Raw genomic sequence first — 14,457 nt, 5'->3', positions numbered from 1 at the left:
GATCTACCCCTTGATGAAACGCGCCCGCAGCCAGGCCGACAGGCTGTCCATCGCCATCACCATCAGGGTGATCAGGACGATGTAATAGCTGACCTCTTCCCAGTCCTTCTGGGTCTGGATCGCCTGGGTCAGCAACAGCCCGATGCCGCCGCCGACCAGCGCGCCGATGACCGTGGCCGAGCGGGTGTTGCTTTCCAGATAGTAAAGCACCTGGGACAGGATCACCGGCGCCACCTGCGGCACCACCCCGAAGCGGGCCTGGGCGACCGCGGGCGCGCCCGTCGAGGCGATCCCCTCGCGCTGCTTTTCGTCAATGTTTTCCAAAGCCTCCGAAAAGGTCTTGCCGAAGGTGCCGGTGTCGGTCAGCAAGATCGCCAAGGCCCCGGTCAAAGGCCCCGGCCCGAAGGCGCGGCTCAGGATCACCGTCCAGATCAGCCCGTCAATGCCGCGGAACAGATCGAAGATCCGCCGCAGGCCAAGCCGGATCAGCCGCCCGGGGCTGAAATTCGACGCCGCCAGAAAGGCCAGCGGAAAGGCGATCAGCGCCGCCCCGAAGGTGCCAAGGAACGCCATCAGCACCGTCTCGCCCAGCGCCCAGGCGACATCGCCATGCCGCCACATCCGGTTTTGCCAGATGTCAGCGGCCATCGCCGCAAGGTTTGAACGCTCCGGCTCCAGCCGCGGCTGCCACAGCGCCAGAGCGGCCAGCTCGGCGGCGCTTTTGCCGTGGAACGGGCTTTGCAGATCGAAGAAAAACAGCTCCCAGCCGGGTTCGTAGCGCAGGGTTTCCGTGCGCGCGGGCGTCATCGAAAACCGCCACCACGGGCCGCGGATATCGACCCGCGTCGCAGAGGCCGAGAGCCAGTCGGGGTTTGCCGCGCCCTCGGGCAGGGTGACGGCGATCTGGCGCCCGTCGCGGCTGACGCGGATCACCCCGAACCCGGCGCGCTCGATCACCGCGCCCTGCGCGACATAGGTCACGCGCGAGCCGTCGGGCAGGTCGATCCGCGGCTCGGCGCCGTCCCGCACCCAGCCGGGAAACTGCGCGGGGGCGTAGCGGCCCTTGGCCTCGCCCTCGATCGCGACGTCAAGCCCGGGCTTGCGGCGATCCAGCGTGACATGGGTCTTGAAGCTCCAGAAATCGCCCAGCAGCACGGCGGCGTTTTCCGGCCGCATCCGCGCCGCGATCCCGGGCAGATCGAAGCTGAAGAAGATCGTCGTCAGATAGACGAGCAGCACGACAGGCGCGGCCAGCAGAAGTGCACGGCGGCGCGCAAGGCGGCGGCAAATCTCGGCCCGGGTCAGCAAAAGCGCGGGCGTTGTGGCAAGCGCGGTCATGCCGGGCGGCCTCCTTGCACCAGACGCGCGCGGGCGCGGTCGGAGAGATGATCGACGAGGACGATGGTCAGGAACAGAAGCGCGAAGATCGCCACCACCTGATCGTAGCGCCCCTGCCCCCATTGCAGCGTCGTGCGCAGGTCATAGCCGATGCCCCCCGCGCCGACGAAACCCAGGATCGCCGAGGCGCGGATGTTGATTTCAAAGCGCAACAGCGCATAGGAGGACCAGTTCGGCGCCACCTGCGGCCCGACGGCGAACCAGATCCGCGCCAGCCATCCGGCCCCGACCGAGGCCAGCCCCTCGACCGGCTTCAGATCGGCGTTCTCGGCGACCTCGGAGAAAAGCTTGCCCAGCGCCCCCGCGGTATGAAGCGTGATCGCGATCATCGCGGGCACCGGGCCGCCGCCCAGAAGAAAGATCAAGACCAGCGCGATGACGATTTCGGGCATCGCCCGCATCACGTCCATCGACCGCCGGATCGGCACGACAAGCCAGGGCAGCGGCGCCAGCGCGCGGGCCGACAGCACCGCCAGCACCGCGGCGAGCAGCCCGCCCAAAACCGTCGAGACCGCGGCGATGTTCAGCGTCTCGATCAGCGAGGGCAGGTATTGCCGCAGATAGCCCGGCAGGTTGGCCCAGTCGCGCGCCGCCTCGGACAGGATTTCGATCGGAAAATCCGCGACATGCGCGATGCCGTCGAAAAAGCTTCCGGCATTGCGGGCATCGGCCGTGCGCCAGCCCGAGGCCATCAGCACGACAAACAGCACGCCGATCAGCGTGCCATAAAGCCGACGGCGGCGCACCAGCGCCAGATATGCCGCGGTCATGGGCGGGGCAGTCGGGGGCGGGGCAGTCGGGGGCGGGGAAGCCGTCATCTTGCGCCTTTCGGGACAAAAGGACGGGGGCCGAAGCCCCCGCCCGAGGGTGCTGAAAGCTGTGGCTGCTGAAATCAGTTCCCCTGCGTCGCGCGCCGGGTCTCGACGATGATGTCGTAGCGATCGGCGGTGACCGGCATGAAGCCCGCGGTGTCGCCCGCCGCGACGCCATAGGCGCAGTCCTTGTCGCGGGCGTGCAGGCCCTTGACCAGCTCGGTCATCTTCGCCTTCACGTCTTCGGGCAGGGCATGGCGCAGCACCACCGGGCCCTCCGGGATCGGCGCGGATTTCCAGATCTCGACGATGTCGTTCATGTTCACCAGGCCCGCATCGACCGCCTTGCGCAGCGCGCCCGAATTGTAGCCGTCTTCCCAGTTGCCCTGGCCATCGGCCCAGGTCACACCCGCATCGATGTCGCCATTCACCACGGCAACGATGGTCTGTTCATGCCCGCCGGTGAATTTCACCGTCTTGAAATAGCCCGAGGCGCCATCGGCCAGGTCTTCGCGGGTGATCTCGGGATGGGTCTTCGGGATATCGACCGAGGGGATCAGATAGCCCGAGGTCGAGTTCGGATCGCCAAAGCCGAAGACCTTGCCCTTGGCGTCCTCAAGCTTGGTGATGCCGCTGTCCTTGCGCGCGATGCCGATCGAATGATAGGTGAAGGACCCGTCCAGATTGGTCTTCACCAGCGCCACATCGACCGCCTTAGGGTCGGTCAGATAGACTTTGGCATAGGCCGAGGCGCCCAGCCAGGCCATGTCGATGGTGCCGCCCAGAAGCCCCTGCACCACGCCGTCATAATCGGCGGGGGCGAACAGCTTCACCGGCACGCCCAGGGTGTCTTCGGCATATTTGCGCAGGCATTCGTTCGAATTCAGCCGGTCTTGCGCGTTCTCACCGCCCAGAAGGCCGATGTTGAACTGGGTGATGCCCTCGGCATGGGCGGCAGAGGCAAGAAGGGTCGTGGCAGCCAGAACGGCGGGAAGGATCTTCATGGTCGTCTCCGGTTGAACCCGGCCACCCCGGCCGGGAAAGGGTCAGGCGCCCAGCATCGCGCTGGCGTAACTTGCGTCGGCGCGCACATCGGCAGGGATCGCGGTCGAGGTCGCGGCCTCGTTGAAACTGGCGTCGGCGCCGTAGATCTCGCGCGCGATGCCGGTCGAAAGCTGGTCGGGGCGGCCGTCGAAGACGACGCGGCCGTCGCGCATGCCGATCACCCGGTCGCAATAGCGCCGCGCGGTATCAAGCGTGTGCAGATTGGCGATCACCATGCGCCCGTCCTCGGTCTGGATGCGCTTGAGCGTGTCCATGACGATCTGCGCATTCATCGGGTCAAGGCTGGCGATCGGCTCGTCGGCCAGGATGATCGCGGGATCCTGCATCAGCGCCCGGGCAATGGCGACGCGCTGCTGCTGGCCGCCCGAGAGCGCCTCGGCACGTTTGGCCGCCTGATCGGCGATGCCGAGCCGGTCGAGGATCGCCAGCGCCCGGGTGATCTCGGCCTCGGACCACAGATCGAAGATCGCCGCCAGCACCGGGCGCCGCCCCAGCAGCCCATGCAGCACGTTCGAGGCGACATCGCGGCGCGGCACCAGGTTGAATTGCTGGAACACCATGGCGCACCGGCTTTGCCAGGCGCGTTTCTCGGCCCCTCGCAGCGTCGCGACATCGCGGCCCTGAAACAGGATCTCGCCCGCGCTGACATCGGTCAGCCGGTTGATCATCCGCAGAAGCGTCGATTTCCCCGCCCCCGAGCGGCCGATGATGCCGACAAAGCCCGGACGGTCGAAGCGCAGCGAGACATTGTCGACCGCGCATCGGCCCGCGAAATCCCGTGTCAGGTGTCGCAATTCCAGCATCTGTCCCCCCGATCCAGCGTCGCGGCCCTTCTCGCCTGTCCGGGCGACAGGACCATGGCAGTTTGTTAAAGCTTCGGTAACGATGCCCCCAACGATGCCAACCGGGGCCGGACGAAAGCAAAACCCCCGGGCCTTGCGGTCCGGGGGTTTCGGGTCAGAGTCGGAGGTCGGAGGTCGGGAGGGTTATTCGACCTTGCCGATTGACCAGAACAGCGTCTCGCCCGAGCTGTCGTCCACGCCGTCATTGTCGGTGACGACAAAGCCCTCGCCCGCCGCGTCGATGGCGAAACCTTCCACCTTGTCAAGGATATAGCCGTTCCATGCCGCCAGATCGGGCAGCAGGTCGCGCACCAGTTCCTTGGTCACCACCGGCAGCGGGCCGCCCAGCTCCGCGGGTTTCAGATCGGCCAGCGCGACGCGGTAAAGCCGCTTCACCGCCGCCTTGTCGGCCAGCTGGTTGTCGCGCTCGATCAGATAGGCGAAATCGCCGTGCAGGGTGATTTCCGACAGCCCGACCCAGCCACCTTCGGGCGCGGCATCGAGCGGATACTGCACCGCGCCCCATGTTTCGGCGTCAAGATCATAGGCGACCAGCTTGACCATCCCCTTCGGATCGTCCTTCCACGGCCGCTGCACCGCCAGCCACAGAACATTGCCCGCGACCGCGATCCCCTCGAAGCCGAAACGGGTTTCGGCCGCGGCAAGCTCGGGCGGCAGGCCGATCTGCCGGTCGATCGCGCCCGTTTCATCGACATGCACGATGCCATGCGGGATCATCTTGTCCGTGCGCCCCTCGGTCGCGAGCCAGAAGCCGCCCTCGCCATCGCCGGTCAGCCCCTCGATATCCATCAGCTGCGCCGGATCGCCCCCCCGCGTGACGGTCAGCGCCGCGGTGATCCGCGCAGGTTTCTGCGTCGCGTCGATGGTGTAGATCGTCGGCGCCGCCGACAGGAAACTGTCCGAAGCGGCGAAAAGATGCCCCGGTTTCGCCGGATCGGCGGTCAGCGCCGAAAGCGCCGCCCAGCCGATCAGCGGCTCGGTGCCCGCACTGGTCAGCGTCGGATAGGCGGGCGCGGCATCGGAGAGCGCGTAAAGCATCACATGCGCCGGGGCGAGCCCGTCTTCGCGCAGATCGACCTCGTTCGCCGTGGCCAAAAGCCCGCGGGCCGGGATCGCCACCAGACCTTCGGGGCTGATCCCCGAGGGCAGGATCTGCAAGAGTTTCGGCGCCGTCAGATCGGCCAGATCATAGACCGCGACCAGCGAGGCCCGCTCGGCGGCAACGAAAAGCAGCTTGCGACCGTCGAACTCCGCCACCTCGACCGATTCGATCTCGACGCCCTTTTTGTTGCGCTTGTCGGGGTAATGGCCCAGCGCCGCCATCTCGCGCTCAAGGCTGGCCCCGGCCTCGAAAACCACCGTGCCGTCCTTTTTCCAGATCGTGAAGCCGCGCGCGCCGCCCTTCCAGTCGCCCTCGTTCGCGGTGACGAAATGATCCGTGTCGATCCATTTCACCGCATCGGGTTCGCGCGCGACGGCGTCTTTCTTGCCGGTGAAGTCGAGCTTGCCGTCCTTCTTCGTGTCGATCCCCGCCAGATCGACGCTGCCCGCGGAAAAATGCGAGGCGACCTTGCCATCGGCGCCGATCACCACGATTTCGTTGTTCTCCTGCAGCGTCACCACGATCTCGCCCGCGGTGTTGACCGAGACGAATTCGGGCTCGGGATCGTCCCCCGCCACCGCCGCAAGCCCGGTCAGCTCGATCTTCTGCAACCCGCCACAGTCAACCGCACCCTTCGAAAGCGGCAGTTTCACCAGATACCCCGCGGGGGCCTGCGGCAGATCGCCCTCGTTCACCTCCTCGTCGCGCTCGTTTTCGATCGCCACGGCCAGGAAGCTGCCATCGGGGGCCTTGGCGACGGAATCGGGCTGCCCGCCCAGATCGCAGTCCGCCACGATTTTTTGCGTGCCCAGATCCACCGTCACCAGCTTGCCCGAGGGTTTGGCATAGCTTTCCGACGTGTTCACCCCGGCAAAGGCGAAATTGCCCAGCACCACCGTCGTCGTCGGCTCGCCGCCCATCGCCACTGTGCCCAAGGGCTTCGGCGCCGCCGGATCGGCGATGTCGATCAGCCCCAGCACGCCCAGCGGGCTGTCGGAATAGATCAGTTTCCGCCCGTCTTCGGTCGCGGTGATGATCTCGGCCGAGGAGGGTTTGGCCGCCTCGGCGCCGGTCGCATTCAGCGGCGTCGCAAAGGCGGAAATGCGGTTGAAGCTTTGCTCGGCATGGGCGGGAAAGGCCGTGGCAAGCGCCAGCGCCGAGGTCAGGCAGAGGCTGCGAAAGGTCATGGATCGGTCCTGTCAGGTTGCGTCGCCGGACCATCCCCGCGGCGCATGACGGGGCGGTGACAAAGCGATGACGGTTTGATGTGTGACAGACGGATGAAGTTTTGATGACAGCCTCGGGTTGTTCAGACTTGTTCAACGCCTTGGCCCAAGACTTGGGCGCGCAAGGCAAAACAGGTGCGGCATGGCGGATATACGGGCTTATCTGGGCAAAATCGGGGTGCAGGTGGGGCTTTGCGCCGGGCTGTTCGCGCTCCTGCTGGCGGTGCTGGGCTGGACCTCGCATCAGGGGCTGTCGGGGTTTCGGACACAGACGCGCGACATGGCCGAGGAACGGCTGCCCGATCTGCGCGGCGCCAGCACGCTGGTGGCGCAGATCTCGGCCTTGCCGCAGGGATTTGCCCAGCTTCTGCAGGCGCCCGACGCGGCGGCGGTGACGGCTGCCCATGCCGCGCTGGCGGCCCGGATCGAGCGCTTCGCCGCAACGCCCGAGGCCGCGGCGGTGCCCGGGCTCGGCGCCCATTTCACCCGGCTGCAGGCGCATCTTGCGGCGCTGACCGCGGCGCTGTCGGAACGGATGGCGGCCGAGGCGGCGCTGGCACAGGCGCTGAAGGACATCGATTCGGTGCTGGCGACGGTGGTGACCGGCTTCAACGCCTATGAGCCGAAGGACGTGATCCGGCTGCGCACGGAAATCATCCGCATCCTGACCGAGACCGATCCGGCGGCCTTCGGACCGCGCGGGCGGAAATTCGCCGAGGCGGCGGAAAAGGTCGCGCGCTCGGTGCCCGAGTCCAAGGCCGCGGGGCGCGCAAGGCTGCTGGATCTGGCCAGCCCCGAGACCGGGCTTGTCGCGCTGCGCCGCGCGGTGCTGCGGGCGGGCACCGAGGCCTCGGGCCGGGCCGAAGAGGCACTGGCCGCGACCGAGGAGATCACCACCGATGTCACCGCGGGCGGTCTGGCGGTGCTTGAGTCGGTGGCGGCCGACATGGGGCGACTGGAGGACGACGCCGCGCGCACGATCCGCAGCTTCAGCCTGTTGCTGGCGCTGGCGGGGCTGGCGCTGGGCGGGGTCGTGCTGGCGCTGCGGGGGCTGATCGTGCGCCCGCTGCGTCGGCTGACCGCGCGCACCCGCGGCCTGGCCGCGGGCGATCTGCGCGTGCTCGACGACATGCGCCGCCGCGGCGGCGAGATCGGCGCGCTGCAGGAGGCGCTGCTGATCTTTCGCGACATGCTGGACCAGAATGCGCGTCTGGCCGAGGCCGCGCAGCGGGCCGCTGCCGAACGCGAGGCCGAGCACCTGGCGCTGATCGCGCATGAACGCGCCGCCGAACGCGCCGAGGCCGAGCGCGCCGAGGAGCGCCGCGCCGCCGCCGCCGCCGCCGAGGCCGAGCGTCTGGCGCTCGAAGCGGCGGTGGCGGCGGAACGGGCCGCGCAGCTGGCCGAGCAGAGCCAGATCGTCGCCGCGCTGGAGACCGGGCTGCACCGGCTCGCCGCGGGCGATCTGACGGCGCGGATCGAGACCCCCTTCCCGCCGCATTCCGAAAGCCTGCGCACCAATTTCAACGCCGCGCTGGGCGAGCTTGCGGCGCTGGTGCGGACGATCCGACACAGCACCGAGGGCATCCTGTCCACCTCGGCGGCGCTGGACCGCGGCGCGGAGGAGATGTCGGCGCAGGCCGCCCGGGCCGCCGCCTCGCTGGAAGAGACCGCGGCGGCGATGACCGAACTGGCGGGCTCGTCGCGCACCGGGGCCGAGCGGGCGGCCGAAACCGCGCGCAGCGCCGAACGGATGTGCGCCGACATCCAGACCGCGCAGGCGACGGTGAACCGGGTGGTCGAAGCGATGGGGCGGATCACCGCCTCGTCGGATGCGATCGCGCGGATCATCTCGGTGATCGACGACATTTCCTTCCAGACCAACCTTCTGGCGCTGAATGCGGGCGTCGAGGCCGCCCGCGCGGGCGAGGCCGGGCGCGGCTTTGCCGTCGTCGCCTCGGAGGTCCGCGATCTGGCGCAGCGCACCACGGCCGCCGCCGCCGAGATCGGCGGGCTGATCACTGAGGCGCGCAGCAAGGTCGGCGAGGGTGAAACCCTGGTGAGCGAGGCCGACCGCGGCCTTGCCGCCGCCGTCGCGGTGATCGAGGCGATCGTCGGCCATGTGCAGGATCTGGCGCAGCTCAACCGCGAGCAATCGGCCAGCATCGGCGAGGTGACGGCGGCGACCGAGGTGCTGGATCTGGCGACGCAGAAAAGCGCCGAGGGGGTGGAGCGCACGGCGCATTCGGGCCGCGATCTGCTCTCTTCCGCGCAAAGCCTGTCGCAGGCGATCGCGCGGTTCGACCTGGGACCGGGTTTCGCGCCCTCGGCGCCCTCCCGCGCCGCCTGAACCGGCCGAGACCCCGACCGCGGGGCATCGCCACCGATCAGGGAAAAGGGGGGCGCTGCCCCCCTCTTTTCCTTCGGAAAATTCACCCCCCGGGATATTTGGACCAAGGTGAAAGCAGCGCCCCGGTTTCATTTCACTTTGGGTCAAATATCCCGGGGGGAGTCCCGCAGGGACGGGGGGCAGCGCCCCCCTCTTCGGCCGGACCGAAAGCGGGGGCCCGAAGGCCCCCGGTTCCGGTCCGGCACCCCCGGGTCAGAGTTTCGACAGGAACTCGTCGACTTCCTTCTTCGCCGCCTCCTTGGTGCGGCCGTATTTCTGCTGCACGAGCCCCTCCAGCCGCTCGCGCTCGCCCGCGATCTCCTCGATCTCGTCATCGGTCAGATCGCCCCATTTGGCACGCACCGCGCCCTTGATCTCTTTCCACTTGCCTTCGATGATGTCCGTGTTCATGGCCGTCTCCTCTCGGTTGGAAGCGCGCGGCCCTTTCGCCGCACCCGTCTTTCCAACGTCGCAAGGCCGCTTTCGGTTCCCGCAGCAGTTTTTCATCGAACCGTGCATTTTCCACTTGCAGCCCCCGGCGCGATTTCATAAATCCCCCCTCACCGAAAGGCAGCGCGGGCGTAGCTCAGGGGTAGAGCATAACCTTGCCAAGGTTAGGGTCGTGAGTTCGAATCTCATCGCCCGCTCCAATCGGAACCAGGTCGCAAGACCGTACCTCAGGCCGCAAGGCCATCGCCAAGGACGCGGGCGTAGCTCAGGGGTAGAGCATAACCTTGCCAAGGTTAGGGTCGTGAGTTCGAATCTCATCGCCCGCTCCAGACGAAAAACCCTCCCCTCGGGGAGGGTTTCGTCTTTTTGGCTTCCGGCTTAACATCCGCGCCTGCCCGCCCTATAAGGCGCTGAAACCAGCAGGAGCAGCCGATGCGGACAGCCACGATCCATCGCAAGACCGCCGAGACCGAGATCTCGGTGACGGTGAACCTTGACGGCACCGGGGTTTACCGGAATGCCACCGGCGTCGGCTTCTTCGATCACATGCTGGATCAGCTGTCGCGCCATGCGTTGATCGATCTCGACATCACCGCCAAGGGCGATCTGCATATCGACGATCACCACACGGTCGAGGATACCGGCATCGCGCTGGGCCAGGCCTTGAGCGCGGCTTTGGGCGACAAGCGCGGCATCCGACGCTACGGGCATTTCGTTCTGGCGATGGATGATGCGCAGGTCGCTTGCGCGCTCGATCTGTCGGCGCGGCCGTTTCTGGTCTGGAATGTCGACTTCCCGACGCAGAAGATCGGCACTTTCGACACCGAGCTTGTGCGCGAATTCTTTCAGGCGCTCGCTACCCATGGCGGGATCACCCTGCATGTCGACCGCGTGCACGGGGTGAACAGCCACCATATCGCCGAGGCCGCCTTCAAGGCGGTCGCCCGCGCGCTGCGGATGGCGGTCGAGCCCGATGCGCGGATGGCGGGGATCCTGCCCTCGACGAAAGGGGCGCTGTGATGAGCCTGACGGTTCTGGTCGATTACGATTCTGGCAACCTGCATTCGGCGCAAAAGGCCTTTGAACGCATGGCACGCGAGGCCGGGCATGGCACGGTGGTTGTGACATCGGAGCCCGATGTGGTGGCGCGCGCCGACCGGATCGTGCTGCCCGGTGACGGGGCCTTTCCAGCCTGCCGGGCGGCGCTTGTGCGCCACAGCGGGCTCTTCGAGGCGGTGGACGAGGCCGTCACCCGCCGCGCCGTGCCCTTCATGGGGATCTGCATCGGCATGCAGATGCTGGCGACGCGCGGGCTGGAATTCGAGCCCACCCCGGGTTTCGGCTGGATCGGCGGCGAGGTGGTGCGAATCGCCCCCGCGGATGCGCGGCTCAAGGTGCCGCATATGGGCTGGAACGATCTGGTGCTTGATCACGCCCATCCGGTGCTCGACGGCATCGCCACCGGCGATCATGCCTATTTCGTGCATTCCTATCATTTCGTGGTGGCGGACCCCGCGCACCGGCTGGCGCATGCCGATTATGCGGGCGCGATCACCGCGATCGTCGGGCGCGACAATATCGTGGGCACGCAGTTCCACCCGGAAAAATCGCAGCGCACCGGGCTGCGGATCATCGCGAATTTCCTGAGCTGGAAGCCGTGAGGGATTTCGCCTCGGCTTTCGCCGAGGCGACCCGGGCGGGGGCTCCGCCCCGTCGTCCATTGGTTCTTGAACCAATGGCGCACCAATGGACGACCCCCGAGGTATTTAGGGCAAGATGAAAGCAGAGCCCCGGGCTTACTTTGCCTCGAAGGCACAGCCGGTCGGAAAGCCGAGCTTGCCCAGAACGAGGGCGGCGGGGCAGAAGCCGGTGAAGGCCGACTGGATCAGGTTCAGGCCGATGAAGACGGTGAACCACAGGAAATAAACCGACACGGTCCAGGTCAGCACGACGCTGAGCAGAACCATGATCCCGGCAAAGACGAGAACGGCACGATCAAGGGTCATCGGGAAACTCCGGTTGGGTGGATGTCCCCTCAGATAGCATCGCCGCCTGACAAATTCAAGTTCTCGAATATTTCGGCGCTTGACCTTGCCGCCGTGCGGCGCAACTGAAGGGCAAAGGAGAGCGTCATGGCCAGCACCAGCTTCATCGTCGAGGGGATGCATTGCGGCGCCTGCACCGGGCGGGTGGAACGCGCCTTGCAGGCCGAAGCGGGGGTGACGCTGGCGGCGGCAAATCTGATGGCGCGTTCGGTCCGGGTCGAATTCGAGCCCCCCGCGCGGGCGGAGGCTTTGGCCGAAGCGCTGGCGCGGGCGGGCTATCCGATTGCGCGGGCCGAGACCTGTCTGGCGTTCGGGACCGCCGATCCGGGGCAGGTCGCGGCGGCGCTGCAGGCGGCGCCCGGCGTGCTCTCGGTCGCGGTGGCGCCGGACGGCACCGCCCGCGTCACCTATGCGCAGGGCACGGTGGCGCCGTCGGAGCTTCTGCGGCGGCTGGAGGGCATCGACGTGCAGGCGCGGGTGATCAGCGCCACACCCGCCCCCGCGCCGGTGGCCGAGCGGCAGGCGGCGGAAGCCGCGCGGCTGAAACGTCAAGTCCTGCTGTCGGCGCTGCTCACCGCGCCGGTCTTCTTTCTGGCCATGGGGCCGCATCTTTACCCGCCGCTGCATCACCTCCTTGCCCGGGCGATCGGCGAGGACGGGATGCAGAACGTGCAATTCGTCTTCACCACCCTGGTTCTGGCCTTCCCGGGCCGGGTCTTCCTGCGCCTGGGCCTGCCTGCCCTCTTTCGCCTCGCGCCCGAGATGAATTCGCTTGTCGCGCTTGGCGCTTTGGCCGCCTGGGGCTATTCGGCGCTGGTCGTGCTGATGCCACAGATCCTGCCGCCCGGCACGGTCGATGTCTATTTCGAGGCGGCGGCGGTGATCGTGACGCTGATCCTGCTTGGCCGCTGGCTGGAAGCCCGTGCCAAGGGGCAGGCGGGCGAAGCGATCTCGCGCCTTGTGGCGCTGCGCCCGGCCACGGCGCGGGTGCAGCGGCCGGGCGGCACGGTCGAGCTGCCGGTCGCGGAGCTCGCCCCCGGCGATCTGGTAGACCTGGCCCCGGGCGGGCGGGTGGCGGTGGATGGGATCGTGACCGAAGGCCATGGTTTCCTTGACGAAAGCATGCTGACGGGCGAGCCCGTCCCGGTCGAGAAAGCCCCGGGCCAGCCCGTGACGGGCGGCACGGTGAACGGCACTTCGGCGCTGGTGTACCGCGTCACCGCGACCGGGGCCGACACGGTGCTCTCGCGCATCATCGCGCTGGTGGAAGCCGCGCAGGGGCAGAAACTGCCGGTGCAGGCGCTGGTCGACCGTGTCACCCGGGTCTTCGTGCCGGTGGTGATGGCGCTTTCGACCCTGACCTTCGCGGTCTGGTTCGCGTTGGGGCAAGGGCTGGCGCCCGCGCTGGTCGCGGCGATTTCGGTGATGATCATCGCCTGCCCCTGCGCGATGGGGCTCGCGACGCCGGTCTCGATCCTGGTCGGCACCGGGCGTGGGGCGGAGCTGGGCCTTCTGTTCCGGCGCGGCGATGCGCTGCAACGGCTGGCCGAGGTGAAAACCCTTGCCTTCGACAAGACCGGCACCCTGACCGAGGGGCGCCCGGCGCTGACCGATCTATTCGTCCTTCCGGGCCTGACCGAAGCGGATCTTTTGCGCCTTGCCGCCGGGGCCGAGGCGCGGTCCGAACACCCGCTGGCCCGCGCCGTGGTGCAGGCGGCCGAGGCGGCGGGCATCGCCCCCGCCCGCGCCCGCAAGGTGGTGGCGACGCCCGGCCGGGGCCTTGCGGCCGAGGTCGAGGGACGGCAGATCCTGCTTGGCAATGCCGCCGCCCTGAGCGAGGCCGCGATCGACCCGGCCCCGCTTGCCGCTCAGGCCGAAGTCTTTGCGCAGGATGGCAAGACCCCGGTCCTTGTGGCGCTCGATGGCACCCCCGTTGCGGTGCTGGCCCTCTCTGACCCGCCGAAACCCCATGCCGCCGCAGCCGTCGCGGCGTTGGAGCGTGAAGGCATCGCGGTGGCGATGATCTCGGGCGATGTCGCGGCCACGGCGGCGGCGGTCGGGCGACAGCTGGGAATTTCGCGCGTCATCGCGGGCGTGCTGCCCGCGGGCAAGGTCGCGGCGCTGACGGCGATGCAGGACACCGGCGCCGTCGCCTTTGTCGGCGATGGCATCAACGACGCCCCTGCCCTTGCGGCGGCCGATGTCGGGCTGGCGCTGGGGTCTGGCACCGATGTCGCGATCGAGGCGGCCGAGGTGGTGATCGTCGGCGCCGATCCGCGCGGGGCGGCCCGTGCAGTCACGCTCTCGCGCGCGGTGATGCGCAACATCCGGCAAAACCTGTTCTGGGCCTTCGCCTACAACGCCGCGCTGATCCCGGTCGCGATGGGGGTTCTGGTGCCCTTTGGGGGGCCGGGCCTCTCGCCGATGCTGGCCGCCGCGGCGATGTCGCTGTCCTCGGTTTTCGTCGTCACCAACGCCCTCAGATTGCGCCGCGCCGCCGCCTGAGCATCGGCGAAGCTCCGCCCATTGTCGCCGGGGCGTGGAAAATTCCTTTGCCGCAGGGATCACGGCTCGGTATCAGGGCTGAAACGAACCCGTGAGCGACTGGAGGCCACATGCTGTCCCGCCGATCCCTGCTGCTGAGCTTTGGTGCCGCCCTGGCGCTTTCGGCTTGTGGTACGGGCCGTCAATCGTCGAAAAACCCGCCCGATGGCCTGCTGCAACCCGGCGAAAGCCCCGCGATGCGCGCCAAGATCAACCGCTGGGCCGATCATTACGAGGTGCCGCGCAGCCTCGTGCACCGGATCGTGCAGCGCGAAAGCGGCTACAATCCGGGCGCCCGCAACGGCCCCTATTACGGGCTGATGCAGATCCATCCGCGCACCGCGGGCACGATGGGCTTTGACGGCTCGGCCGCGGATCTGCTCGATGCGGATACGAACCTGAAATACGGGGTGAAATACCTGCGCGGCGCCTGGATGTGCGCCGATGGCAACGAAAGCCGCGCCGTCAGCTGGTATGCCAAGGGCTATTACTACGAAGCCAAGCGCCGCGGCATTCTGGACGAGGTCGGGCTCGCCTGAGCCGCCCCGCCAGATCTGTCTGAAAAG

General features: G+C 67.8%; 12 protein-coding genes and 2 tRNA genes. 7 read left to right on the top strand and 7 right to left on the bottom strand.

Features of this window, described 5'->3' with window-relative positions; all coding sequences use genetic code 11:
• Positions 1-3: 3 nt before the first annotated feature.
• From phnE (LY44_RS11945) to LY44_RS11925, 5 genes are all read right to left on the bottom strand, one after another.
• The gene (gene phnE / locus LY44_RS11945) at positions 4-1,338 is read right to left on the bottom strand and encodes a phosphonate ABC transporter, permease protein PhnE (protein ID WP_055212952.1); all 1,335 of its coding nucleotides are present in this window, start codon (positions 1,336-1,338) and stop codon (positions 4-6) included.
• Complete coding sequence (gene phnE / locus LY44_RS11940; RefSeq protein ID WP_055212951.1) at positions 1,335-2,168, bottom strand: phosphonate ABC transporter, permease protein PhnE; 834 nt, start codon at positions 2,166-2,168, stop codon at positions 1,335-1,337. Before phnE (LY44_RS11940) ends, phnE (LY44_RS11945) begins: the two co-directional genes overlap by 4 nt.
• A 122-nt stretch (positions 2,169-2,290) precedes the next feature.
• Positions 2,291-3,214 carry a phosphonate ABC transporter substrate-binding protein gene (phnD, locus tag LY44_RS11935; protein ID WP_055212950.1) on the bottom strand — a complete coding sequence of 308 codons (924 nt, stop codon included), beginning with the start codon at positions 3,212-3,214 and terminating at the stop codon, positions 2,291-2,293.
• A gap of 42 nt (positions 3,215-3,256) precedes the next feature.
• Positions 3,257-4,078 carry a phosphonate ABC transporter ATP-binding protein gene (gene phnC, locus LY44_RS11930; protein ID WP_055212949.1) on the bottom strand — a complete coding sequence of 274 codons (822 nt, stop codon included), beginning with the start codon at positions 4,076-4,078 and terminating at the stop codon, positions 3,257-3,259.
• A 183-nt stretch (positions 4,079-4,261) separates the two neighbouring features.
• Positions 4,262-6,427, bottom strand: coding sequence for an esterase-like activity of phytase family protein (locus LY44_RS11925; protein WP_055212948.1), 2,166 nt, complete (start codon positions 6,425-6,427; stop codon positions 4,262-4,264).
• 181 nt (positions 6,428-6,608) lie between these two features.
• Between LY44_RS11925 and LY44_RS11920 the strand changes: the two genes are divergently transcribed.
• Positions 6,609-8,813, top strand: coding sequence for a methyl-accepting chemotaxis protein (locus LY44_RS11920; RefSeq protein ID WP_055212947.1), 2,205 nt, complete (start codon positions 6,609-6,611; stop codon positions 8,811-8,813).
• Positions 8,814-9,065: 252 nt separating this feature from the next.
• Here LY44_RS11920 and LY44_RS11915 read toward each other — a convergent pair whose 3' ends face one another.
• Positions 9,066-9,263 carry a CsbD family protein gene (locus LY44_RS11915; protein ID WP_055212946.1) on the bottom strand — a complete coding sequence of 66 codons (198 nt, stop codon included), beginning with the start codon at positions 9,261-9,263 and terminating at the stop codon, positions 9,066-9,068.
• 164 nt (positions 9,264-9,427) lie between these two features.
• Between LY44_RS11915 and LY44_RS11910 the strand changes: the two genes are divergently transcribed.
• From LY44_RS11910 to hisH, 4 genes are all read left to right on the top strand, one after another.
• Positions 9,428-9,502: transfer RNA gene (locus LY44_RS11910), tRNA-Gly, on the top strand.
• Between the two features lie 54 nt (positions 9,503-9,556).
• Positions 9,557-9,631: transfer RNA gene (locus LY44_RS11905), tRNA-Gly, on the top strand.
• 103 nt (positions 9,632-9,734) lie between these two features.
• Positions 9,735-10,322 carry an imidazoleglycerol-phosphate dehydratase HisB gene (hisB, locus tag LY44_RS11900; protein WP_055212945.1) on the top strand — a complete coding sequence of 196 codons (588 nt, stop codon included), beginning with the start codon at positions 9,735-9,737 and terminating at the stop codon, positions 10,320-10,322.
• A complete protein-coding gene (hisH, locus tag LY44_RS11895) occupies positions 10,322-10,963 on the top strand; it encodes an imidazole glycerol phosphate synthase subunit HisH (RefSeq protein ID WP_055212944.1) in 642 nt (213 codons plus the stop codon). Before hisB ends, hisH begins: the two co-directional genes overlap by 1 nt.
• Positions 10,964-11,098: 135 nt before the next feature.
• Here the strand turns inward: hisH and LY44_RS11890 are convergent, their stop codons facing one another.
• Positions 11,099-11,308 carry a YgaP family membrane protein gene (locus LY44_RS11890; protein ID WP_055212943.1) on the bottom strand — a complete coding sequence of 70 codons (210 nt, stop codon included), beginning with the start codon at positions 11,306-11,308 and terminating at the stop codon, positions 11,099-11,101.
• Between the two features lie 126 nt (positions 11,309-11,434).
• Here LY44_RS11890 and LY44_RS11885 point away from each other — a divergent pair, with 126 nt between their 5' ends.
• Both LY44_RS11885 and LY44_RS11880 read left to right on the top strand, forming a co-directional pair.
• Positions 11,435-13,852 carry a heavy metal translocating P-type ATPase gene (locus LY44_RS11885; protein ID WP_055212942.1) on the top strand — a complete coding sequence of 806 codons (2,418 nt, stop codon included), beginning with the start codon at positions 11,435-11,437 and terminating at the stop codon, positions 13,850-13,852.
• Between the two features lie 110 nt (positions 13,853-13,962).
• Positions 13,963-14,430 (top strand): transglycosylase SLT domain-containing protein, encoded by a 468-nt coding sequence (locus LY44_RS11880; protein WP_055212941.1) that lies wholly within the window; start codon positions 13,963-13,965, stop codon positions 14,428-14,430.
• Positions 14,431-14,457 lie beyond the last annotated feature (27 nt).

This window comes from Rhodobacter capsulatus (assembly GCF_003254295.1).
GTDB lineage: Bacteria > Pseudomonadota > Alphaproteobacteria > Rhodobacterales > Rhodobacteraceae > Rhodobacter > Rhodobacter capsulatus.
The sequence above is the reverse complement of the archived record's forward strand: the minus strand, read 5'-3'. Positions and strand labels throughout refer to the sequence as shown.

Coding starts and splice junctions, on each gene's coding strand:
- hisH (WP_055212944.1), top strand. CDS start 10,322: ATGAGCCTGACGGTTCTGGTCGATTACGATTCTGGCAACCTGCATTCG.
- phnD (WP_055212950.1), bottom strand. CDS start 3,214: ATGAAGATCCTTCCCGCCGTTCTGGCTGCCACGACCCTTCTTGCCTCT.
- LY44_RS11920 (WP_055212947.1), top strand. CDS start 6,609: ATGGCGGATATACGGGCTTATCTGGGCAAAATCGGGGTGCAGGTGGGG.
- LY44_RS11885 (WP_055212942.1), top strand. CDS start 11,435: ATGGCCAGCACCAGCTTCATCGTCGAGGGGATGCATTGCGGCGCCTGC.
- phnE (WP_055212952.1), bottom strand. CDS start 1,338: ATGACCGCGCTTGCCACAACGCCCGCGCTTTTGCTGACCCGGGCCGAG.
- LY44_RS11925 (WP_055212948.1), bottom strand. CDS start 6,427: ATGACCTTTCGCAGCCTCTGCCTGACCTCGGCGCTGGCGCTTGCCACG.
- phnE (WP_055212951.1), bottom strand. CDS start 2,168: ATGACCGCGGCATATCTGGCGCTGGTGCGCCGCCGTCGGCTTTATGGC.
- LY44_RS11890 (WP_055212943.1), bottom strand. CDS start 11,308: ATGACCCTTGATCGTGCCGTTCTCGTCTTTGCCGGGATCATGGTTCTG.
- hisB (WP_055212945.1), top strand. CDS start 9,735: ATGCGGACAGCCACGATCCATCGCAAGACCGCCGAGACCGAGATCTCG.
- LY44_RS11915 (WP_055212946.1), bottom strand. CDS start 9,263: ATGAACACGGACATCATCGAAGGCAAGTGGAAAGAGATCAAGGGCGCG.
- phnC (WP_055212949.1), bottom strand. CDS start 4,078: ATGCTGGAATTGCGACACCTGACACGGGATTTCGCGGGCCGATGCGCG.
- LY44_RS11880 (WP_055212941.1), top strand. CDS start 13,963: ATGCTGTCCCGCCGATCCCTGCTGCTGAGCTTTGGTGCCGCCCTGGCG.